Source organism: Sphingomonas sp. BAUL-RG-20F-R05-02, assembly GCF_022662305.1.
In the GTDB taxonomy this organism is placed as follows: domain Bacteria; phylum Pseudomonadota; class Alphaproteobacteria; order Sphingomonadales; family Sphingomonadaceae; genus Sphingomonas.
Genome location: NZ_JAKNQH010000001.1, coordinates 943,882 through 966,121 on the forward strand (window position 1 = coordinate 943,882; position 22,240 = coordinate 966,121).

A 22,240-nucleotide genomic window follows, 5' to 3' on the forward strand; every position below is an offset into this window, starting at 1 on the left:
CTGCGGCTTGTGCAGCGCGCGCGACGGGAGTGCGCGACGCTGCAGCGAGAGGGACTACCGTGGCTACACGAGATTTCAAGATCCGGCCGATTGACAGCAAGGCCGATCGCAAGAAATTCATCGACCTGCCCTTCCGGCTGTACAAGGACGATCCCAACTGGGTGCCGCCGCTGAAAGGTGAAGCGCTCGGGCTCATCACGCCCGCGAAGAACGGCTGGTTCAGCCACGCCAAGGCGCAACTGTTCCTCGCCGAGCGCGGCGGTACCGTCGTTGGCCGCATCTCCGCGCATATCGACACGCTCGCGCTGGAGATGCCGAGCGATCAGGGCTTCGGCCCGGGCTGCGGTCAGTTCGGCCTGCTCGATGCGGAAGACGAAACGATCGCCGCAGCGCTTATCGAGACGGCGGAGGACTGGTTGCGCGGGCAAGGCATGAACCGCGTGCTGGGACCGATCAGCATGTCGATCTGGGAGGAGCCGGGCCTGCTGATCCAAGGCTACGACCATCCGCCGACGATCATGATGGGCCATGCCAAACCCGAATATCGCGGCTGGATCGAGCGGGCGGGCTATCATTCGGTCAAGCAGTTGCTCACCTACGAGCTGGACATCCGCAAGGAATTCCCGCCGATCGTGCAGCGCATCATCAAATCGGGCGAAAAGAACCCGCGCATCGTCGTGCGCGAGGTGAACAAGAACAAATTCGATGAAGAAGCGGCGATCATCCTCGCCATCCTCAACGATGCATGGTCGGACAATTGGGGGTTCGTTCCCCTCACCCCGCCCGAAATCAAGGACGTCGGCGTCAAGCTGAAGCCAATCGTGTTCAACGACCTGATCCGCATCGCCGAGCTGGATGGCCGGCCAGTGGCGTTCATGATTACGCTGCCGGATCTCAATGAGGCGATCGCCCCGTTCAAGGGCAATCTGTTCCCGTTCAACGTCATCAAGCTGCTGTGGTGGCTGCGCAAACCCAAGGTACGGACGATGCGCGTGCCGCTGATGGGTGTTGTGAAGGAATTGCAGGCATCGCGCATGGCGAGCCAGCTCGCCTTCATGATGATCGAATATATCCGCCGTACATCGGTGGCGAACTATGGATCGACCCGCAGTGAGATCGGCTGGATCCTCGACGACAATCAAGGGATGCGGTCGATCGCCGAGACGATCAACTGCGACATCAACAAGATCTATCAGGTCTACGAAAAGGCTCTGTGAGCCGGGGCGCGGCGCCCGGAGCGAGCCGGGCGCCGCAACAACATCCCTGCGCCCTCAGTTCTTGGCGAGCGGGTCGATGCCGGTGAGGTCGATCCAATCCTTGCGGGTGCGGCATTCCTTGTGCGGAATGATCGAGCCGGTGACCGTCGCGATGATGCAGTAGCGGGTTTCGCGAACGCGCTGCGTGGTTGAAGCAGGGGTCGCCGGAGTGATGACGGGAGCGCCGTCAATCAGGTTCGCACCGGCGCTGACGGGGGCGGCGATCGAGGGTACTGCAGCGAGCGAAGCGACGGCGGCAGCGGCGAGCAAGGTAACTTTGAACATGACGTTTTCCTCCGTGTCGTGGCAAATTGCGCCACGACATGGGATTTGCACGCACCGTGCCAATTTTCTGTATCGAGTAACTTCAGAGACTTAGCTTTGCACACGCTTGTGACTACAGGTGTAGGCGGCGAATCAGTAGCGTTTTTCGCTAAATGTTGGCTGGTCAGCAAATTAGGTTGGCTGCCGTCGTCGTAAGCCTGACACGGTACGATCATAATGCGCTCGGGTCATCTGCGCGGGCCAGCTTGCGGTGCTAGGTTCTAAGGTGAGACGACGGCACTCGACCGAACAGCCGTCGGATCACGAGTTGCGCTAACCATTTTGAAACCCTCGAAGAGCCGGCTTTACGTAGCCCGCTCTCGCGGCTGAAGTATCAACCGCCGTTAGCGAAACCGGACTTTGATGAGATGGCTCGATCCGCCGCGCACGACCGTCAGGATCGTACTGTAACAACGGGTATCTTTTCGGTTTGAACCTGGACAAGATTTGACTTGGTCATGCGCAACGGCAGACCGGATCCCCACGGAACGTGGACTGAAGTATCAAATCTGCGCGCACCGAAGCGCACTCGGCGACGGCACACGAAACGGGATCGCCGCAGGGAATGCGGTGATCCCGTATGCAATTCAGCGAACGCGCGGGCCACCGAACGGCAGCGGCGGCGGGGGGCGGCGATCACGGCGCGGGAGCTGCGCCTGATACGCATGGCCGCAATGCGCCACACAGTACGGAAAACCAGGATTCACCTTGTCACCGCAGAAGTGGAAGTCCGGTTCGCCGGGGTGTCCGAGCGGCCATTTGCAAATTCGGTCGCTGAGATCGAGCAGGCTTGTCTTGCCTGCCATGTCGGCGGAGGGCTTGGCGGGCACCAGCCGGCGCGGCGGCGCGGGCGTGATCGGCGCCTGCTGTTCGCCGGGCGACTGACGTAGGAACCCGCCGGGGCCAACCGACCGTAACACCGGCTGCGGGGCTGCGACGGGCGCTGGTGCGGCAGTGCGCTCCTCGATCTCGTCCTCGTCGTCGGCCTCATCCGTGTCGACCGGCAGCACAGCAGGCTCCGGCGCGACTTCGGCGGGTCGCGGCGGCGGTGGTGGTGGTGCTGGCGGCGCAGCGACGACCGGTTTCGGCGTGGGCGCCTCGGCGGCCGGCTTGGGCGCAGCTTCGACGGCGGCAGCGGCGGGCTCGTTCGGCTTTACCGGCGACGGGCGCGATTGCAGACCAAGGCGATGTGCCTTGCCGATCACCGCATTGCGGCTGACCTGGCCAAGCGCTTCCGCGATCTGGCTGGCGGTCTGGCCGTCTTCCCACATCTTTTTCAGCGTATCGATCCGTTCGTCGGTCCAGGCCATTCAACAATCTTCCCTACGTGCCGGGTTGCGGGCAGTGGCGGCAGCGACTAACCGATCGCGCCATGAGCAGCCAGCCCCCAATCGGTGAAATCCAGTCGGCGGTTCGCAACGCTCCCGGCGTTCCCGTCATCAAGGACGTGAACTGGGGCGGCCTGCGAACGCTCTATATCAAGGAGGTGCGCCGTTTCTTCAAGGTCCACCTCCAGACGATCTGGGCGCCGGCGATCACGTCGCTGCTGTTCCTCATCGTCTTCACCATCGCGACCGGCGCGAAACGACCAGTGCTGGTCGGTGGAGTCACCGTTCCGTTCGCCGATTTCATCGCCCCCGGCCTCATCATCAGCCAGGGAATGATGGGCCCCGCCTTCGCCAACGCGAGCTTCTCGCTGCTCGCGGGCAAGATCCAAGGCACCATCGTCGATTACCTGATGCCGCCGCTGTCGACGCTGGAGGTGCTTGCCGCGCTGCTCGGCGGCGCGATGACGCGGGCGTTCATCGTCGGTTTCGTGGTGTGGTGCGCAATGGCGCTGTATCCAGGTGTGCACGTCACCCCGTCGCACCCGCTGGCGGTGTTGTGGTTCGGCTTTCTTGGCGCCGGCTTCCTCTCGCTGCTCGGCGTGCTGACCTCGATCTGGGCGCAGAAGTTCGACCATGCCGCCGCCGTGACGAACTTTGTGGTGGCGCCGCTGTCGCTGCTGTCTGGCACGTTCTACTCGGTCGACCGGCTCGCCCCAGCCTTCCGCGCGTTCAGCCACGCCAACCCGTTCTTCTACCTCATTTCCGGCTTCCGCTACGGCTTCCTCGGCACCGCTGATTCGCCGGTGTTGATCGGCAGCGTCGTGGTGTTCTGTGTTGACGCTGCGCTGTTCGTGCTGTGCTATCAACTGCTGGCACGCGGCTGGCGGCTGAAGAGCTGAGGCGGTTCACCGGTGTTGACGGCTTGGGGGCATGCCAAGTAAATGCCCTCTCCGGCGGCCCTGTTGGGGCCGCCTTTTTCGTTTCAGGAGGTCGTCGCCATGACAGTCACCCCACTCATGCCCGTGTACCCGCGCTGCGGCGTGCGCCCGGTGCGAGGCGAGGGCTGCTATCTGATTGGCGAGGACGGCACGCGCTATCTCGACATGGCGGCGGGCATCGCGGTCAACGCGCTCGGCCATGGGCACCCGCATCTCGTCAAGACGATCGCGGATCAGGCGGCGACGCTGATGCACGTCTCGAACCTGTACGGTAGCCCGCAGGGCGAACACCTGGCGCAACGCATCGTCGACAACAGCTTTGCCGATACGGTGTTCTTCACCAATTCGGGAACCGAGGCGGTGGAATGCGCGATCAAGACCGCGCGGCGCTACCATTTCGTCAACGGCAATCCTGAGCGCACCACGCTCATCACCTTCAACAACGCGTTCCACGGCCGCACGATGGGCGCGATCTCCGCCACCAACCAGCCGAAGATGCGCGACGGATTCGAGCCGCTGCTGCCAGGCTTCGCCTATGCGCCGTTCAACGATCTCGAAGCAGCGCTCGCGCTGATCGACGAGACCACCGCCGGCTTCATGGTCGAGACGATCCAGGGCGAAGGCGGTGTGTCGGCCGCCACGCCGGAGTTCCTGCAAGGTTTGCGCAAGGCGTGCGACGAACACGGCCTGCTGCTGGTGCTCGACGAAGTGCAGTGCGGATATGGCCGCACTGGCAAAATGTGGGGCTACGAGCATTACGGCATCACCCCCGACATCATGTCGTCGGCCAAGGGGATCGGCGGCGGCTTCCCGCTCGGCGCCTGCCTCGCCACCGAGGAGGCGGCGAAAGGCATGGTATTCGGCACGCACGGCTCGACTTACGGCGGCAACCCGCTGGCGATGGCGGCGGGTGAAGCGGTGCTCGACGTGATGCTCGAACCCGGTTTCCTCGAGAACGTCACCGCGATGGGCGAGCGGCTGCGCGGCGCGCTCGAACAGATGATCCCCAACCACGACGGCGTATTCGACAGCGTGCGCGGCAAGGGGCTGATGCTCGGCCTCAAGCTCAAGGATGCGGTGTTGGCACGCGATTTCGTTGCGCACGCCCGCGATCAGCACGGATTGCTGACGGTGTCGGCGGGCGAGAACGTCGTGCGCGTGCTGCCCCCGCTGGTGATCGAGGAAAGCCACGTTGCGGAGGCGATCGAGAAACTGAGCGAAGCGGCACGCACCTACGTGCCGGCAAGCGACGACTGATCTCCCCCTCGTTCGCCCGGGCGCGGTAGCAGCCCCTGCCCTGAACGGTTCAAGGCCGATAGAAAGCGTGACGCAATGACCATACGCCACTTCCTCAGCCTCTCCGATGCGGGCGCAGATGGTATCGCCGCGATGCTGGCCGACGCGCTCGACCGCAAGGCGGCGCGCTCCGGTTGGCCGAAGGGCAAGGCCGATGCCGACGCCCCGCTCGCCGGCCATACGCTGGCACTGGTGTTCGAGAAGAGTTCGACCCGCACCCGCGTTTCGTTCGATGCTGCCATTCGTCAGCTCGGCGGCGCGCCGGTGGTGCTCGATTCAGGGACTACGCAACTCGGTCGCGGCGAGACGGTGGCCGACACCGCGCGCGTCCTGTCGGGCTACTGCGACGCGATCATGCTGCGTACCGACGACCCCGCCAAACTCGAGGAAATGGCGCAGTATGCCACGGTGCCGGTCATCAACGGCCTCACCGATGGATCACACCCGTGCCAGATCATGGCCGACCTGTTGACGATCATCGAAAGCGGCAAGGCCCTGCCCGGCCTCAAGGTCGCGTGGCTGGGGGACGGCAACAACGTGCTCGCCTCCATCATCGAAGCGGCCGGATTGATGCAGTTCGACCTCGTCGCCGCCTGCCCGCAGGGTTTCATGCCGCCCGAGCGTGATCTCGCGCTGGGGCAAGGTCGTGCCCGCGTGGTCGCCGATCCGCGCGAGGCGGTGGAGAATGCCGACATCATCGTTACCGATACCTGGATCTCGATGGGACAGCTTCACGCCGAGACCAAGCTCGCCGCGATGATGCCGTATCAGGTTACTGCCGCGTTGATGGCGCGCGCCAAACCCGATGCGAAGTTCCTCCATTGTCTACCCGCGCACCGCGGCGAAGAGGTCACGGCAGAGATCATCGACGGTCCACAATCGCTGATCTGGCCAGAGGCGGAGAACCGGCTGCACGCGCAGAAGTCGATCCTGCGCTGGTGCTTCGGGCAGATCGGTTGATCGCAGCGAGCGGCTACCCCACATAGCCGTCCACACAATCGTCACCCCGGCGTCGGTCGGGTCTTCGCGGCCAGGGCACTCACGACTTCGGGGGACCTCAGCTTGCGCTGGGGTGACGCGGTGGCTGGCGGACGGCGTTGTCGCAGCCAGTTCGCCTGCGATGACGAAAGACCATGATGACTGACCAGACCTCCCCCGATCTCGACCTCGCGCTCGGTTTCACCATTCCCGCTCGCCATGCCCGCGGCCGCATCGTGCGGCTCGGGCCGGTGCTGGAGCGTATCCTTTCGGCGCACGCCTACCCCGCGCCCATCGAAGCCCTGCTGGCGGACGCGCTGACGCTGACCGCGCTGATCGGCTCCACCCTGAAGGACGCAGGTGGGCAGCTTACGCTGCAGGCACAGACCGACAACGGTATCGTCAGCCTGCTGGTATGCGATTATCGCGGCGGTGAACTGCGCGGCTACGTGCAATACGACGCCGGCCGGCTGGCCGACGCGCCGGTGGACCCGAGCCTGTTCGCGCTGTTCGGCAGCGGCTACCTCGCGATCACGTTCGATCAGGCGACGACGGGCGAGCGCTACCAGGGCATAGTCCCGCTCGACGGCGATTCGATCGCGGATGCCGCCGCCAACTATTTCGTTCAGTCCGAGCAAATCCCGACGCTGATCCGGCTGGGTCGCGCAGCGAGCGGTCGCGTGACCGGTGGGCTGTTCCTGCAGCATCTGCCCGAGGGCGAGGAAGGCCGCGAGCGGTTGCATGTCCGGCAGGACCATCCCGAATGGGAGCATGTCGCACTGCTCGGCCAGACGATGGGCGCCGACGAGCTTACCGACGCAGCGCTGCCGCTGGAAACCTTGGTGTGGCGGCTGTTCAACGAGGAGCCGGAGGTGCGCACCCTAACCGCGCAGCCGATCGTGCGCGGCTGCCGCTGTTCGCCGGATTACATTGCCCAGGTGCTTGGCAAATTTCCGGTCGAGGAACAGCGCGAAATGGCCGACGAGGCCGGTGTGATCACGGTGGATTGCGCGTTCTGCGCGCAAAAATTCCCGATTATGATCGAAGATCGTTGCGAAAGCTGAACGACATTGAAACCTGCCACACAAAACCCTAAGTTCTGTACCAAGCGGTAGCGCCTGCGGATGCGCAGGGGGTTTTGGGGTTATGACGATGCGAAAGTGGCGGGTTTTGAGCGCAGCCGTGGGCGCGCTGCTGGTGAGCGGCGCCACAATGGCGGCAGCGCCTCAAAGGACAGCATCGACCGCGCTTTCGCGGCTCCAGACCGGTCGGTACGAGTTGAAGGAGGTCGGCTCGCTGGCTGAACCTCGTGTGGTTTGTTTGGCCGACGCGGCCATGCTGATCCAACTTCAGCAACCCGACACGCAATGTTCACGCCTGATCGTCGCGGATGGCGCCGACAGCACCACGATCAACTACACGTGCGTGAGTGGCGGCCATGGCCGCACGGTCGTGACGATCACCACGCCCAGATCCTTCGACCTGCAGACACAGGGAATCTCAAGCGGCGCACCCTTCGACATCGATTATCAGGGGCGGCGGGTTGGCGCGTGTGGGCCGCGGTCTACTGCCGCACGTTAAAGCTTTGGTGACGCGTTTCGTTTAGCAGGGTGCGGTATGCTTCTGGCATGCTTTTTCCCATAGCGCCCGACCTAGGGCACTCCTTGGGCCGCCTTCGGGCGGCCCACTTTTCATGCGCGGCATTGCGCCAAATGGCGCCGTGTCGTAAATCGATGGGATCATGACAGACGGTAAGACTTTGGCGGTCGCCCTGATCTCGGGCGGCCTCGACTCGATGGTATCGGCCGCGCGTGCGCGTGAGGACGGGCACCGGCTGCTGGCATTGTCGATCGATTACAACCAGCGCCATCATATCGAACTCTCGGCTGCCCGGGAGATCGCAAGCGCGCTGGGCGCGGAACGTCACGTCGTGCTGCCGCTCGATCTGTCGGCGTTCGGTGGCTCCGCGCTGACAGCGGATATCGACGTCCCGAAAGACGGCGTCGGCGACGGCATCCCCGTTACCTACGTGCCGGCACGCAACACGATCTTCCTCAGCCTGGCGCTTGGTTGGGCGGAGGCGGCGGGCGCGCGCGACCTGTACATCGGCGTCAACGCGCTGGATTATTCAGGCTATCCGGACTGCCGCCCCGAATTCATCAAGGCGTTCGAGGACATGGCGGAGCTCGCGACCAAGGCCGGGGTCGAAGGCTCGCCGTTCCGCATCCAGGCCCCGCTGCAACACATGACCAAGGCCGATATCGTACGCGAAGCAAACCGGCTCGGGCTGGACGCGGGGATGAGTTGGTCGTGCTACGATCCCGCGCCGGGCGGTTTGCACTGCGGCCGGTGCGACAGTTGCCGGCTGCGCTCGAAGGGGTTCAGCGACGCGGGGCTGCCCGATCCCACCGCCTACGCCGCCTGATGTCCTACGCCGTCAAGGAGATGTTCCTCACGCTGCAAGGCGAAGGGGTCAATGCCGGCCGTCGCGCCGTGTTCGTGCGCTTCGCGGGGTGCAACCTCTGGTCAGGGCGTGAAGAAGACCGGGCGAGCGCGATCTGCAAATTCTGCGATACCGACTTCATCGGGATGAACGGGCTAGGCGGCGGGCGCTTTGCCGATGCGGGTGCGCTCGCGGCGGCGGTTGCCGCGTTCTGGGGAGAGGGTGCGGAGGCGAGGTTCGTGGTACTGACCGGGGGTGAGCCGATGCTTCAGGTCGATGATGCGTTGGTGGCGGCGCTGCACGCGGCCGGTTTCACCATCGCGATCGAGACCAATGGAACACTGCCGGTGCATCCGGGTGTGGATTGGGTCTGCGTCAGCCCCAAGGCCGGTAGCGATGTCGTGCAGCGCTCGGGCGACGAATTGAAATTGGTGTGGCCGCAAGCCGGCAGCGACCCGCTCGCGATGGAAAACTGGAACTTCGCGCATTTCCTCGTCCAGCCGATGGACGACGTGCGTGCGGCGGAAAACCAGGCAGAGGCGATCGCGCTCGCGATGGCCCGCCCGAAGTGGCGCCTTAGTCTCCAGACCCACAAATATCTCGGCCTCCGCTGAGCGTCAGCCGGCGGGTATACTCCGCTCTCCAGCTTCGATTCTGATCGCGTCGTGTCGTGTAGCGTCAGCGCGTCGTGCAATCGGCGCTCGCATGTGCGGCACGGCCTCACGTAATCAATCAATGTCTGGCCACTGATCGCTTTCTTCGATCGTGCCGAATGAACATCCCAATTTCTGCACCGCAGCATCCCGCCCTATATCAGCCGGGTCATTGCAAAGGAGCATGCGTATGTCGATTATCGGCAAGACGATTAAACCGTTCACCGCGACCGCGTACAAAGAAGGCAAGTTCGTCGACGTCACCGATGCCGACGTGAAGGGCAAGTGGTCGGTCTTCTTCTTCTATCCGGCCGATTTCACCTTCGTCTGCCCGACCGAACTCGAAGACCTCGCCGACATTTACCCGACGCTTCAAAAGATGGGCGTTGAGGTTTACTCGGTGTCGACCGACACGCATTTCAGCCACAAGGCATGGCACGACACGTCGCCGGCCATCGGCAAGATCAACTATTACATGCTGGGCGACCAGAACCACACGATCTCGAATAACTTCGACATCCTGCGTGAAGGCGTCGGCCTGGCCGATCGCGGTACGTTCGTCGCCGATCCCGACGGCGTCGTGCAGCTCGTCGAGATCACGCCCGAGGGCGTGGGTCGCAACGCCGCCGAACTGCTCCGCAAGATCAAGGCCGCGCAGTACTGGGCTTCGCATCCCGGCGAAGTGTGCCCGGCCAAGTGGGAAGAGGGTGAGACCACGCTTGCCCCATCGTTCGATCTCGTAGGCAAGATCTAACCAATAGCCCCTCGGGGTCGCATGTGGCCCGGGGTGGATCAACCTCCGCCCCGGGCCATTTTATTGTAAACACTTGAGGATTTCACCCATGCTTGATGCCAATGTGTCCCAGCAGCTCAAGACCTATCTGGTCAACATCACGCAGCCGATCGAACTGGTCGCGTCGCTCGACGACTCGCCCAAGTCGAAGGAAATGGGTGCCCTGCTGGACGATATCGCCGCGCTGTCCGACACGATCACCGTCGTCACCGCCGACAATGCGCGCAAGCCGAGCTTCATGATCCGCCGCACCGGTACCGATATCGGCGTGCGCTTCGCCGGCCTGCCGATGGGGCATGAGTTCACCAGTCTGGTGCTGGCGCTGCTGCAGGTCGGTGGGCATCCGTCGAAGGCCGCCGCAGACGTGATCGAGCAGGTCAAGAACCTAGACGGCGACTTCACCTTCGAGACGTATTTCTCGCTCACCTGCCAGAACTGCCCGGACGTGGTGCAGGCGCTTAACCTGATGGCGGTGCTGAACCCGCGCATCAAGCACACCGCGATCGACGGCGGCCTGTTCAAGGCCGAGGTCGACGAACGCAAGATCATGGCGGTGCCGACCGTGTACCTGAACGGCGAACCGTTCGCGAGCGGCCGCATGGAGCTCGAGCAGATCGTCGCCAAGATCGACTCCGGCGCGGAAAAGCGCGCGGCCGAGAAGATCAAGACCAAGGCACCGTTCGACGTGCTGATCGTTGGCGGCGGTCCCGCCGGCGCGGCGGCAGCGGTCTACACCGCGCGCAAAGGCATTCGCACCGGCATCGCCGCCGAACGCTTTGGTGGTCAGGTGATGGACACGATGGGGATCGAAAACTTCATCTCGGTGCCGCAGACCGAAGGTCCGCGTTTCGCCAACGATCTGGAACGACACGTGCGCGACTATGACGTCGACATCATGAACCTTCAGCGTGCCGAGAAGATCGTTCCCGCCAGCGAAGTCGGTGGCCTGCATGAGGTCCACCTTGCCAACGGGGCGATGCTGAAGACGCGCACGCTGATCCTCTCGACCGGCGCGCGCTGGCGGCAGATGGGCGTGCCGGGCGAGGAGCATTATAAGAACAAGGGCGTGGCCTATTGCCCGCACTGCGACGGCCCGCTGTTCAAGGGCAAGCGCGTCGCGGTGATCGGCGGCGGTAACTCCGGTGTCGAGGCGGCGATCGACCTCGCCGGCATCGTCGGCCATGTCACGCTGATCGAATATGACAGCGATCTGCGCGCGGACGCGGTGTTGCAGCGCAAGCTCGCCAGCCTGCCCAACGTCAAGATCATCACTTCGGCGCTGACCACCGAAGTGATCGGTGACGGCGAGAAGGTTGCAGGCCTGACCTACAAGGATCGCAATCACGACACGCTTCACCAGATCGAGTTGGAAGGCATCTTCGTGCAGATCGGCTTGGTGCCCAACACCGAGTTCCTGCGCGAGACGGTGGCACTTTCCCCGCGCGGCGAGATCGAGGTGGATCATCGCGGCGAGACCTCACGCCCCGGCATCTTCGCGGCGGGTGACGCGACCACTACGCCCTACAAGCAGATCGTGATCGCCGCCGGAGAGGGCGCGAAGGCGGCGCTGTCCGCGTTCGACTTCCTGATCCGCAACGAGCCGGTCGATGCCGCCGAGCAGGAACTGATCGCAGCCGAGTAAGCACCCGACCCGTCGGGGACCGACACCGCCGCGTCGGCTTTGGCTGGCGCGGCGGTTTGCGTTACAAGGGCATACCTGAAACAACGGAGCGAAGCCGCTGGCCGCCACCTACCTTCCTACGCTGAAACAACTGCAATATCTTGTCGCATTGCAGGATCACGGCCATTTCGGCCGGGCGGCGGATGCGTGTTACGTTACCCAGTCGACGTTGTCGGCCGGCATTCGCGAGCTGGAGACGCTGATCGGCGTGGTACTGGTCGAGCGGACGCGGCGGGTGGTGCGCTTCACGCCGCTGGGCGACCGGATCGCTGACAAGGCACGGCGCGTGCTGCGCGAGGCGGAGGAGCTGGGCGACATGGCGCGCGCCGCCGGCCGTCCGCTGTCCGGCGACATGCGGATGAGCGTGATCCCAACGATCGCGCCCTTCATGCTGCCACGCATCCTGCCGCGCCTGCGCCGCGATTATCCCGAACTGCGCCTGTTCCTGCGCGAGGAAGCCAGCGGCCAAGCGTGCGAGGGGCTTAGCCACGGTCGCACCGATTGCGTGCTGTTGGCGCTGCCCTATGCGTGCGGTGAGGTGACCTCGCAGGTGTTGTTCGAGGATCGGCTGTTCCTGGCGGGTCCGGAAAGCGAGATCGGCAAGAGCGGCGTCAGTGTCGGTGCCGACGCAATCGACGAAACACGCCTGCTGTTGCTTGAGGACGGGCATTGCCTGAAAGACCATGCGCTCGCGGCGTGCAACCGACCGGAGTTGCGCGCGGAGGCGACGATGCTCGGCACGTCGCTGCATACGATCGTGCAGATGGTCGACAATGGTCTCGGCGTGACGATGTTACCGGAAATGGCGCTTGCCGCGGGTATTCTCGATCATACCGGGCTGGTCGCGCGGCCTTTGTCTGCGGCCAATCCATCCCGCAAGATCGCGTTGGTCTGGCGGCGTGCTTCACCACGCGAGAAAGACTTCCAGTTGCTTGCCGATGCACTGGCGGAGTCACATTGATCTACATTGCGAAGAAACCATTTCGGCCCTGATCCGTATTTCCTGTGAGCGCCCACAACGGCGCTACCGTTTTTGTATGGAGAAACCGATGATCCGCACCACCACGCTTAGCCTCGCCGCGATCAGCGCACTGATGATGGCCACGAGCGGCACCGCGCAGATGGCGCCCCAGACCGGCGCGCCCGCCACGGGTCAGGCCACCACCGGCACCGCTACCACGGGCACCGCTCAGACCGGCACGGCGATGCCGGCAGCCCCCGCGACCGGCACCGCCCCCGCCGGCCAAACCGCGCCGAACCCGATGGTCGGCGGCGTCGCGATGGACGCGACCAAGACGATCGTTGCGAACGCCAGCGTTGCGCCGAACCTGACCACGCTGGTCAAGGCCGTCACCGCCGCCGGCCTAGTCCAGACGCTGTCCGGGCCGGGTCCGTTCACCGTGTTCGCACCCACGGACGCTGCCTTCGCCCGCCTTGCCCCAGGCACCGTCGACACGCTGATGAAGCCGGCGAACAAGGCCACGCTTACCAAGGTGCTGACCTATCACGTCGTGCCCGGCAAGATCACCATCGCACAGTTGACCGCGCAGGCCACTGCCGCCGGCGGCACCACCACGCTGACCACGGTAGAGGGTGAACCGCTCAAGGTTACCGTCAACGGCAACGTCGTCGAATTGTCCGACGTCAACGGCAACAAGAGCTACATCTCGACCGCCGACGTGATGCAGTCGAATGGTGTTGTCCATGTCGTCAACGGCGTGTTGCTGCCCAAACTGGGCTAATCACCGGACGGGTGACTGGCTAAAGATCGGGGCGCGTGTCGGGTGGCATGCGCCCCGATCTATTTTGGATGAGAGCAACGAACCCCTTTCTGCTCGCGGGGCGGATCGACGTCACGTAAACTGCCCTTTCGAGCCACGTCTCGACACCGGCACCCCGGCACTTCACCCGGAGCGAACGATGTGCTGGCGGTGAGGCTTAACCGATCCACCGCGCCGCGGCCGCATCGTCGCTGCCGCGTGGCTCGACCCATCGTTCTCCGGCAGCGAGCGTTTCTTTCTTCCAGAACGGCGCCTCGGTCTTGAGCCGGTCTATCAGGAACGCGCACGCCTCCAGCGCGGCCGCGCGGTGCCGCGCCGCAGTTCCGACGAACACCACCAGATCGCCAGGCACCATCCATCCAACGCGGTGCGTCACACGCACGCCGGTCAGCTCCCAACGCGCCGCAGCGGCCTCGGCCAACACGTGCAGAGCCGCTTCCGTTGCGCCGGGATAATGTTCAAGCGTCAGCGCCGCCACGCCGTCGTCGGCACGCACGATGCCGGTAAAGGTGGCGATGCCCCCTGCCCCGCTTGCTGCAATCGCGGCATGTTCCGCGCCGATTTCGATCGGCGCGGGATCTACGGTCACGGCGATCATCCGCCCGTCACCGGCGGAAAGATCGCGATTTCGCGCGGCTGGCCGAGTGTTGCCTCAAGCGGGACGAAAACCTGGTCGATCGCCGCACGCAGCCGCGCCGGTTCCGCAAACGCCTCGGCATGGCCATCGCTGCGTCCGGCAAGCCACCCGACCAGGTCGGCAACGGTCGAAAGGCCGTCCGGCAGGTTCAGCGTTTCCGCGCCCACGCCGATCTTCTCGCGAACCCACGCGAAATACAGAATCTCGGTCGCCATGCTCAGTCCATATGCTTCAAACCGACGCGGAGGTAATCCCAGCCGGTGATGAGGGTAAGTGCCGCCGCACCCCACAATGCGACGAGGCTGATAAGGTGCAGCACCGGCCATTCCGGCAGTGCACCCGCCAGGATCAACCCGCCGAGCGCGATCAGTTGCAGCGTCGTCTTCCACTTGGCGAGCCGCGACACCGGCACCGACACCTGCAACTGCGCAAGGAACTCGCGCAGGCCCGAAACGGCGATCTCGCGCAGCAGGATGATGAGGCCCGCGATCAGGTTGCCACCGGCGATGTCGCGATCCGCGACGAGCAACAGGATGACCGCCGCGACCATGATCTTGTCCGCGATCGGATCGAGAAAGATACCGAGCTTCGACACGGCACCCTGCGCACGCGCGAGATAGCCGTCGAAATAATCGGTGATCCCCATCAGGCAGTAGAGCGCGAAACCGATGCCGTAACCCGGCGTCCATGCCGGCCACCAAAGCGCCCAGACGAGCAACGGCACGGCGACGATTCGCGACAAGGTAAGCAGGTTGGGTAGCGTCAGCATCCCCCTCCCTAGCCTTGCCGCGCGCCCTGCGAAAGCCGCCGCGCATGAACGGCACATGACAAGCGGGTTGCCGCTGCCGTGCGCGCTCGGCTATGCGTTGCCATCTTTTCGCTATTCACAGACCACGGACCCCTACATGCTCAACGCGCTCGGCTTACTGAAGGAGCGCCGATTCCTCCCACTTTTCGCAACGCAGTTTCTGGGAGCCTTCAACGATAATCTTTTCAAGACCGCGATGGTCCTGTTCGCGACATACCAGATTTATCACAATCCGTCGGGCGAACAGAATTTCAATGCGCTCGCCACCGCGATCGGCATTATCCCGTTTTTCCTGCTGTCAGCCTTGTCCGGGCAATTGGCGGACACGCACGACAAGGCAACGATCATCCGCATCGTCAAAACGGCGGAGGTCGGCATCATGCTGCTCGGCGCGGGCGGGTTGCTGGTGGCCTATTCCGGGCTGACCACGCTCGGCATGGTGATGATGCTGTCCGCCGTGCTGTGCCTCGGCGTCCACTCCGCGTTTTTCGGGCCGATCAAATATGCGATCCTGCCGCAGCATCTCGACGATCACGAGGTGTTGGGCGGTACCGGACTGGTCGAGGCGGGCACGTATCTTGCGATCCTGATCGGCACCGTCGCCGCCGGGCTGCTGTCTGTGCGCGGCACCGCGATCACCGTTCTGGTGGTCGCGGGCGTGGGCTGGCTGATGGGATTGCTGGTGCCGACCGCGCCGCGACAAGGGCCGGCGCTTAAGGTGAACTTCAACCCGTTTACGTCGTCATGGCGGCTCATCAACGCGACCATGCACGTCCCGCGACTGTTCATGGCGATCTGCGCGATCAGCTTCTTCTGGACGATGGGCGCAATCCTCATCATCATCTTCCCGCCGCTGGTCAAGAACGTGCTGACCGCCGACAAGCAGGTTTCGACCTTCGTGATCGCGTTGTTCTCCGTTGGCGTGGCGATCGGTTCAGTCGCAATCAACGCGATGCTCGGCGGCAAGACCTCGGCCAAGTTCGCGCCGTTCTGCGTGCTGGCGATGGGCGGGTGCATCGTCGTGTTTTCGCTACTGACGCGAACCTTCCCGCATGCGCCTGACGGCACGCTTTACGGCCTCACCGCGTTTTTGGAGACGCCGCACGGCGTGTTGATCGTAATCGCGCTGATGGCGGTGGCGGTGACCGGCGGAATGTTCGTGGTGCCGCTCTACGCGTTCCTCACGACCACCGTTGCCAAGGACCAGACCGCCCGAACCGTCGCCGCGAACAACGTCGTCAATTCCGGCGCGATGGTGGTCGGCGCACTGCTGGTGCAGGCGTTGACCCTAACCGGGATCACACCGGAAAACATGCTGTTCGTGGTCGCGGCGATGTCGCCGATCTCGGCGCTGCTCGCGTACAAGCTGCACCTCGCCTGCGACTGAGCGAAACCGCTCAGTTGGTCAGAAGATGAACGTATAGAAGCAAATGAAGAACGCCGTGAAGCTCAACACGAAGAGCTTCAGGTCGGTGTCTTCGCTACGCCGCGCCTCGAGGGCGTGTGCGATCGCGAGCGACTGGCGGAGGGGGTGGCGTGGCGCCGGGGCGGGAAGGCTGTAGCGAGTCTGCATTGCGAAGTGTTAACGCGCCGTTTACTCTTTCGGCCATCACAACTTGCGGTTAATACCTATCCCGTTTTGGAGCACTTCCCGCGCGCTCCCCTCGCCATGCGCTACAATTAGCGCGTCACCGCTTCGAGCATGTCGGTGAAACGCCGCCGCCACCAGAACACGTCTTCCTGCTCGATATTGTCCATCAACTTGCGCCACCGTGCCTTACGCTCCGCGAGCGGCATGGCGAGCGCGGTGGCGATCGCGTCGGACACCTCCTCCGGACTGTGCGGATTAACCAGCAACGCGTCGGTCAACTGCTCGGCGGCACCTGCGAAGCGCGACAGGATCAGCACGCCGGGATCGTCCTCGTCCTGCGCGGCGACATATTCCTTGGCGACGAGGTTCATGCCATCGCGCAGCGGCGTCACCAGAGCGACCCGTGCCGCCCGGTACATGCCGGCAAGCTCACCGCGCGGATAGCCTTTGTTGACGTAGCGGATCGGCACCCACTCCACGTTCGAGAACTCGCCATTGATGCGCCCCGACAAGGAGTCCAGCGTCGCGCGGATCTCCTGATAGCTCTGCACTTCCCCACGCGAAGGTGGCGCGATCTGGAGCAGGAAGACGTGGCCGTGCTGTTCGGCATTGGCACTCAGGAACCGTTCGTAGCCGAGGAACCGCTCCTGCAAGCCCTTCGAATAGTCCAGCCGGTCGACGCCGATCATCATGGTGCGGCCATCGGCACTGTCGCGCATCCGCTTGAAGCGCACGCGAGCGGTTTCGCTGGTGGCGCTGTCTCGGAAATCCTTGGTGTCGATACCGATCGGGTCGGCGATCAGGCGGACGCTGTGGCCGTCATACGTCATCACGCCGCCTTCATCGATCTCCGCACCGAACTGCGAGCGCGCATAATCGCGGAATGCGTCGAGCGAGTCCTCGGTCTGGAAGCCGATAACGTCGTAGGCGAACATCGACTCGACCAGCTGCCGGTGGCTCGGCAGCGACAGCAGCAACCGCGTCGGCGGCCAGGGTATGTGGAGGAAGAAGCCGATCCGGTTCTTGCACTTGCGTGCCCGCAACTCGCGGCCGAGCGGAATGAGGTGGTAATCGTTGACCCACACGAGGTCATCGCGTTCGATCAACGGTGCCACCGTCTCGGCGAAGCGGGCGTTGACGCGTTCGTACCCGCCGGCGAACCCACGTTCATACTCGGCAAGGTCGATGCGGTAGTGGAACAGCGGCCACAAGGTGCGATTGGCGAAGCCGTTGTAATATTCGTCGACATCTTGCGCCTCCAGGTCGATCGTCGCGGTAGCGACCCCCTGGTTGCGCTGGAAGTTGATCTGGCCGGTGAAGACGTCGGTCTCCTCGCCGGACCAGCCGAACCACAGCCCTGAGCTTTCGCGCAACGCCGAGGATAAGGCTACGGCGAGGCCGCCCTGCGCGCCACCGCCGCTTGGTGCGGAAACGCGGTTCGAGATAACAATCAGGCGGCTCATCGCACAGAACTCCAAGGTTTACTGAGCAACCCGGCACAGTTGATTAACCCGACCAACGAATAGGTTTGCGGGTAGTTTCCCCACAACTCGCCGCTGGTCGGATCTATGTCTTCCGAGAGCAGGCCCGCGGCGGTACGACGCGATACCATCTCCTCGAACAGCGCACGCGCGTCGGCGTCGCGGCCGGTGGCGTGCAACGCCTCGATCAACCAGAACGTGCAGACGTTGAAGGCGGTTTCCGGCAGGCCGAAATCGTCCTCCGTTGCGTAACGCAGCATGTTCGATCCACGCCGTAGCCCCGCCTCGACCGCCTCCAGCGTGCCGCGAAAGCGCGGATCGTCAGGCGCGAGGAAGCGCAGGTCGAGCAGCTGGATCAGACTTGCGTCGAGATCGTCGCCGCCGAACGTGGCGGAGAGATGCCGCCTGTCCTCACGCCAGGCCGCGCTCTCGATCCGCTCGCGCATCGTCGCGGCGCGCGCGCACCAGAAGCGTCGCCGCTCCTCCAGCCCGAGTGCGAAAGCGGCGTTGCCGAGCCGGTCGCATGCCGCCCAGCACATCGCGGCGGAATAGGTGTGGACGTGGCTGCGCGTGCGCAACTCCCACAGGCCAGCGTCCGGCTTGTCGTAGACCGCCCAGGCCCGTTCGCCGATCGCCTCCAGCGCGCGGAAATCCTCGACCGTGGCTGTGCGGAACAGCCGCTTGTCAAAAAACGCTTGCGCGTTGCACAGGATGATCTGGCCATAAGCGTCATGCTGGATCTGTTCGTATGCCTGATTACCGACGCGGACCGGGCCCATACCGCGGTAGCCGTTGAGCGCGGGGGCGAACCGCTCCTCGAGCGTCGCCTCGCCCCCCACGCCGTATAGCGGCTGGATATGCCCACCCTTCGCACTGTCGACGATGTTGCGGAGATACTCGAGATATCCCTCCAGCACATCGAGCGCGCCGAGCCGGTTCAGCGCCTGCACCGTGTAATAGGCGTCGCGGATCCAGCAGTAACGATAGTCCCAGTTGCGCTCGCTATTGGCGTGCTCGGGGATCGAGGTGGTGAGTGCCGCCACGATCGCGCCGGTTTCCTCGTGCTGGCACAGCTTCAGCGTGATCGCGGCGCGGATGACAGCCTCCTGCCATTCGAGCGGCGTCGCAAGGCCACGCACCCAGTGTCGCCACTCATCGGCAGTACGCTCGAGCATCACCTCGATCGTAGCCGGCAGTTCCCCTGCAAAACTCTCGTCCGGGCCAAGAAAGAAGTAGATCGGGCGCTCCACCCGGAACAGCCGCTCCTCGCGTACCCAGTCGACCGGGGCGTTGGTGGAGAGCCGCAGCGTCATCTTGTCGTTGAGATAGCGGACGTGGTTGGAACCTTGCGTCTGCTCGACATCGGCGCCGCCCCAGTCGCGCGCCGGGCGCAATCGGGTGCGCATACGCGGGCTACCCGCAACGGGCCGCACGATCCGTGCGAACGCAACGGGGCGATAGGTGCGGCCGTGACGCACGTAGCGCGGACAGAAGTCGGTGACTTCGATCGCGTTGCCCGCATCGTCCTCGTGCCGCGTTATCAGGATCGGCGTGTTGTGGACGTAGCGTTGCGTGGTGGTGGTCGCACCGTCGAGGTCGATCTCCCAGAAGCCACGCGCGCCCTCGCCGCTACGTGGGGCATCGTCAAGCAGCGAACAGAACACCGGATCGCCATCGACGCGCGGCACGCATCCCCAGGAAAAGCGACCCATCCGATCGACCAGTGCGGATACCTGACAATTCCCGATCGGCCACAGATCAAGCGACGCGGTCATGCCCCTCCACCGTTAAGCCATGCCCGCACCGCCGCCGGATCGGGAAGGCCATAGTCGGCCGCCGTGGCGCGCGGAGGCCCGACCAGAATACCGTGCCCGCCCGCCGCACGCGCTGCCACGAAGGCACTTTCGTCGGTCACATCGTCGCCGATGAACAACGGCGTCGTGCCCTGCATCTCCGGCCGCTTCATCAGCCGGGCGACCGCAATGCCCTTGTCACTACCGGCCACGCGCAACTCGACCATCATCTTGCCATGCTGGACGGCAAGTTCATGCTCGGCGCCGAGCCTTTCGGCGAGCAGCAGCGCGCGTGTCTCGAACTCGGGCGCGAGGCGAAAGTGCAACGCGACACCGAAGCTCTTCTCCTCGATGATCACACCCGCCTGGCCTGCACTTGCCGCCCGCATCTCGGCAGCAACGTCGAGCAGGCTATCCGGTCGAACCGGATGTGCGGAAATGCCGTGCCAGCGATGTTCGCAACCATGGCTTCCCGACAGCGCAATCATCTGCGCGACAGGCCCGAGGAGCGTATCGAGCTGGGCAATCGAGCGCCCGCTGATGATGGCGATACGTCCACCCATCTGCCTGGCCAGCGCGGTCAGCAGCTCGGCAAGCGCGGCATCGACCGTGACGTCGTCCGGGCGATCGGCAAGATCGACGAGCGTGCCATCGAAATCGAGGAGAAGACTTGCGGAATCCAGCAGATCGCGCGGCGGGGTGGGCAAAAGCGTTGCGTCCGTGGCGGCGGACATCCGTTTCTCCTTCGGTGATGATCCGTGCGGTCTGCGACGCGTCGTTACGGATCAGGTATGATATGGCCTTCATTGGACGAGTGGCGGCGCAAAGGGTTCCGCTGCGCTGCTGCAAAAGACAGCGTGCGGGGCCTGCCGCCTTGACGCAGCCGCGCTTGCGGCTGAAGCCGGTGTGCACCCGACCTTCGCCTCGTGCACACCAATAGGCGCGCAGCTGGCACGGCAAACCTGGCTCCGATCAGCCTCGGCCGCCCGCACACGTCAGTTGGTGATCGGCACCTTCGGCACGAGCACGGGGTCTGCCAGCGATTGCGCCTGCTTCAACACGCGCAGCGCATTCCCACCCCAAACTTTGCCGATGTCCGCCGGGCTGTAGCCTGCTTTCAACAGGGCCGCAGTCACCTTCGGGTAGGCGGTGATGTCGTTCAGGCCATCCACGCCGCCGCCGCCATCAAAGTCGCCGCTGATCCCGACATGGTCGATGCCGACCAGTTTGATCGCGTGCAGCAGATGCGCCATGAACATGTCAAACGTCGCGCGCGTTACCGGGAACTGCATCTGGATCGCCTTGCGGCGCGCGATGAGCGCCCGGCGTTCCGTGACCGTCATCGTGTCGGCCTTTTCATAGCCGGTCATCAATTCCTTCATCGCCGCGTCCCGCGCGGCACTCGCGGCCGGTGCATCGACCATGTAGCCGCTGTACGCGTTGATCTGGATGACGCCGCCCTTCGCCGCGACCAGCTTGGCATCATCATCCGACACATTGCGCGGGTTGTTATGGACCGCGCGCATGCCGGAATGCGACAGGATGATCGGTGCGCTCGACAATTGCGCGACTTGGCGCAGCACGTCGTCCGACGCATGGCTGACGTCGAGCACCACACCGAGCCGGTTCGCCATCGCGACGGCATCCTTGCCTTTGGGCGAAAGGCCGTGCCACTCGGGGGCGTCGGTTGCGCTGTCGGCAAGATCGTTGTTCTTGAAGTGGACGAGCCCCATCATCGTCACGCCGAGGCCGCGAAACGTGCGCATCAGCGTGAGATCGCCTTCGAAGGGATAACCGTTTTCCATGCTCATGAAAACGAAGCGCTTGTGCGCGGCAACCGCACGCGCCGCATCGTCGGCATTCAGCGCGAGCGAGAAGACGTCGCTGTGCTTGGCAACCATTTCGCGGATCTGCACCGCGCGCTGTATGCCGAAATCGCGCGCGGCGATGTCTCCCGCCGGCGTACGTGGGCCGGACGGCGTGTAGATCGCGAAGAACCCGCCATCCACGCCACCCTGCACCATGCGCGGGTAATCGACCTGATCGCCGTCGATATCGGTGGCGTGCCGCTCCATGATACTCCAGCCCGGCCGCCCGAGGTTGGCGGGCGTATCGAAATGCGTGTCGAGCACGACGAGTTGTTCGTGAATTGCGCGCGCCGGATCGACAGCGGCCTTTCGGGCGGTGACGGAGCCGGTTGCCGCAAGAGTGAGCGCCGCGCCTCCGCAAAGCGCGATCACGTGTCGAGTCCGTCGATTGAGCACAGCACCACCCCTTTTTGTTTGCAGGTGCAGCATCGAGTGCGGCGCAGGGTTCGTCAAGCTGAGCGGCTTTAGTCGGCTCATTCTCGGCTTTGATCATGCCGCACCGCAACCAACGGCGCCGCCAATTCACGACCGTTATCAAGGTGCGGAGTAGACACATGTCGCGCTCGGCCGCACCAAGACCAGCGGGCGTTA

General features: G+C 64.1%; 23 protein-coding genes. 13 read left to right on the forward strand and 10 right to left on the reverse strand.

What is annotated here, in order from left to right:
* The first annotated feature begins 59 nt into the window (after positions 1–59).
* Positions 60–1,217, forward strand: coding sequence for an N-acetyltransferase (locus L8F97_RS04505; RefSeq protein ID WP_242146859.1), 1,158 nt, complete (start codon positions 60–62; stop codon positions 1,215–1,217).
* Positions 1,218–1,271: 54 nt separating this feature from the next.
* Here L8F97_RS04505 and L8F97_RS04510 read toward each other — a convergent pair whose 3' ends face one another.
* Both L8F97_RS04510 and L8F97_RS04515 read right to left on the reverse strand, forming a co-directional pair.
* Positions 1,272–1,541: a hypothetical protein gene (locus tag L8F97_RS04510; protein ID WP_242146861.1), complete on the reverse strand. Its 270-nt coding sequence runs from the start codon at positions 1,539–1,541 to the stop codon at positions 1,272–1,274.
* A gap of 626 nt (positions 1,542–2,167) precedes the next feature.
* Positions 2,168–2,890 (reverse strand): GcrA family cell cycle regulator, encoded by a 723-nt coding sequence (locus tag L8F97_RS04515; RefSeq protein ID WP_242146863.1) that lies wholly within the window; start codon positions 2,888–2,890, stop codon positions 2,168–2,170.
* Positions 2,891–2,952: 62 nt separating this feature from the next.
* On the opposite strand from L8F97_RS04515, the gene L8F97_RS04520 reads away from it, so the two are divergent.
* The 11 genes from L8F97_RS04520 (at position 2,953) to L8F97_RS04570 (ending at position 13,432) form a co-directional block, all read left to right on the forward strand.
* Positions 2,953–3,807, forward strand: a complete 855-nt coding sequence (locus L8F97_RS04520; RefSeq protein WP_242146865.1) for an ABC transporter permease — start codon at positions 2,953–2,955, stop codon at positions 3,805–3,807.
* A gap of 99 nt (positions 3,808–3,906) precedes the next feature.
* Entirely contained in the window at positions 3,907–5,103 is a 1,197-nt protein-coding gene (locus L8F97_RS04525; RefSeq protein ID WP_242146867.1) for an aspartate aminotransferase family protein, read from the forward strand.
* 75 nt (positions 5,104–5,178) lie between these two features.
* Positions 5,179–6,102, forward strand: a complete 924-nt coding sequence (argF, locus tag L8F97_RS04530; protein ID WP_242146869.1) for an ornithine carbamoyltransferase — start codon at positions 5,179–5,181, stop codon at positions 6,100–6,102.
* A gap of 176 nt (positions 6,103–6,278) precedes the next feature.
* The gene (locus tag L8F97_RS04535; RefSeq protein ID WP_242147174.1) at positions 6,279–7,184 is read left to right on the forward strand and encodes an Hsp33 family molecular chaperone HslO; all 906 of its coding nucleotides are present in this window, start codon (positions 6,279–6,281) and stop codon (positions 7,182–7,184) included.
* Positions 7,185–7,302: 118 nt separating this feature from the next.
* Positions 7,303–7,701 (forward strand): DUF3617 domain-containing protein, encoded by a 399-nt coding sequence (locus tag L8F97_RS04540; RefSeq protein WP_242146871.1) that lies wholly within the window; start codon positions 7,303–7,305, stop codon positions 7,699–7,701.
* Positions 7,702–7,861: 160 nt separating this feature from the next.
* Positions 7,862–8,545, forward strand: coding sequence for a 7-cyano-7-deazaguanine synthase QueC (gene queC / locus L8F97_RS04545; RefSeq protein ID WP_242146872.1), 684 nt, complete (start codon positions 7,862–7,864; stop codon positions 8,543–8,545).
* Positions 8,545–9,177, forward strand: coding sequence for a 7-carboxy-7-deazaguanine synthase (queE, locus tag L8F97_RS04550; protein WP_242146874.1), 633 nt, complete (start codon positions 8,545–8,547; stop codon positions 9,175–9,177). The genes queC and queE overlap by 1 nt, the downstream gene beginning before the upstream one ends.
* 229 nt (positions 9,178–9,406) lie before the next feature.
* Positions 9,407–9,970, forward strand: coding sequence for an alkyl hydroperoxide reductase subunit C (gene ahpC / locus L8F97_RS04555; protein WP_242146877.1), 564 nt, complete (start codon positions 9,407–9,409; stop codon positions 9,968–9,970).
* Positions 9,971–10,058: 88 nt separating this feature from the next.
* The gene (ahpF, locus tag L8F97_RS04560; RefSeq protein WP_242146879.1) at positions 10,059–11,651 is read left to right on the forward strand and encodes an alkyl hydroperoxide reductase subunit F; all 1,593 of its coding nucleotides are present in this window, start codon (positions 10,059–10,061) and stop codon (positions 11,649–11,651) included.
* Between the two features lie 97 nt (positions 11,652–11,748).
* Positions 11,749–12,651, forward strand: a complete 903-nt coding sequence (locus L8F97_RS04565; RefSeq protein ID WP_242147176.1) for a hydrogen peroxide-inducible genes activator — start codon at positions 11,749–11,751, stop codon at positions 12,649–12,651.
* 160 nt (positions 12,652–12,811) lie between these two features.
* Positions 12,812–13,432 carry a fasciclin domain-containing protein gene (locus L8F97_RS04570; RefSeq protein ID WP_409929004.1) on the forward strand — a complete coding sequence of 207 codons (621 nt, stop codon included), beginning with the start codon at positions 12,812–12,814 and terminating at the stop codon, positions 13,430–13,432.
* Between the two features lie 196 nt (positions 13,433–13,628).
* On the opposite strand, the gene L8F97_RS04575 is transcribed toward L8F97_RS04570, so the two are convergent.
* Genes L8F97_RS04575 through pgsA form a run of 3 tightly spaced genes read right to left on the reverse strand, consistent with a single transcriptional unit; the run spans position 13,629 to position 14,877 of the window.
* Entirely contained in the window at positions 13,629–14,069 is a 441-nt protein-coding gene (locus L8F97_RS04575; protein WP_242146882.1) for a molybdenum cofactor biosynthesis protein MoaE, read from the reverse strand.
* On the reverse strand, positions 14,066–14,323 hold the full coding sequence (gene moaD, locus L8F97_RS04580) for a molybdopterin converting factor subunit 1 (RefSeq protein ID WP_242146884.1): 258 nt from the start codon (positions 14,321–14,323) through the stop codon (positions 14,066–14,068). Before moaD ends, L8F97_RS04575 begins: the two co-directional genes overlap by 4 nt.
* 2 nt (positions 14,324–14,325) lie before the next feature.
* The gene (gene pgsA, locus L8F97_RS04585) at positions 14,326–14,877 is read right to left on the reverse strand and encodes a CDP-diacylglycerol--glycerol-3-phosphate 3-phosphatidyltransferase (RefSeq protein WP_242146885.1); all 552 of its coding nucleotides are present in this window, start codon (positions 14,875–14,877) and stop codon (positions 14,326–14,328) included.
* A gap of 136 nt (positions 14,878–15,013) precedes the next feature.
* Between pgsA and L8F97_RS04590 the strand changes: the two genes are divergently transcribed.
* Positions 15,014–16,303 carry an MFS transporter gene (locus L8F97_RS04590; RefSeq protein WP_242147178.1) on the forward strand — a complete coding sequence of 430 codons (1,290 nt, stop codon included), beginning with the start codon at positions 15,014–15,016 and terminating at the stop codon, positions 16,301–16,303.
* An 18-nt stretch (positions 16,304–16,321) separates the two neighbouring features.
* On the opposite strand, the gene L8F97_RS04595 is transcribed toward L8F97_RS04590, so the two are convergent.
* The 5 genes from L8F97_RS04595 to L8F97_RS04615 form a co-directional block, all read right to left on the reverse strand.
* Positions 16,322–16,489 carry a hypothetical protein gene (locus tag L8F97_RS04595; RefSeq protein ID WP_242146887.1) on the reverse strand — a complete coding sequence of 56 codons (168 nt, stop codon included), beginning with the start codon at positions 16,487–16,489 and terminating at the stop codon, positions 16,322–16,324.
* A 107-nt stretch (positions 16,490–16,596) separates the two neighbouring features.
* Complete coding sequence (locus L8F97_RS04600; RefSeq protein ID WP_242146889.1) at positions 16,597–17,970, reverse strand: trehalose-6-phosphate synthase; 1,374 nt, start codon at positions 17,968–17,970, stop codon at positions 16,597–16,599.
* Positions 17,967–19,763 (reverse strand): glycoside hydrolase family 15 protein, encoded by a 1,797-nt coding sequence (locus L8F97_RS04605; RefSeq protein ID WP_242146890.1) that lies wholly within the window; start codon positions 19,761–19,763, stop codon positions 17,967–17,969. The genes L8F97_RS04600 and L8F97_RS04605 overlap by 4 nt, the downstream gene beginning before the upstream one ends.
* Positions 19,760–20,515, reverse strand: a complete 756-nt coding sequence (gene otsB / locus L8F97_RS04610; RefSeq protein ID WP_242146892.1) for a trehalose-phosphatase — start codon at positions 20,513–20,515, stop codon at positions 19,760–19,762. Before otsB ends, L8F97_RS04605 begins: the two co-directional genes overlap by 4 nt.
* Positions 20,516–20,776: 261 nt before the next feature.
* Positions 20,777–22,021, reverse strand: a complete 1,245-nt coding sequence (locus L8F97_RS04615; protein WP_242146895.1) for a dipeptidase — start codon at positions 22,019–22,021, stop codon at positions 20,777–20,779.
* Positions 22,022–22,240 lie beyond the last annotated feature (219 nt).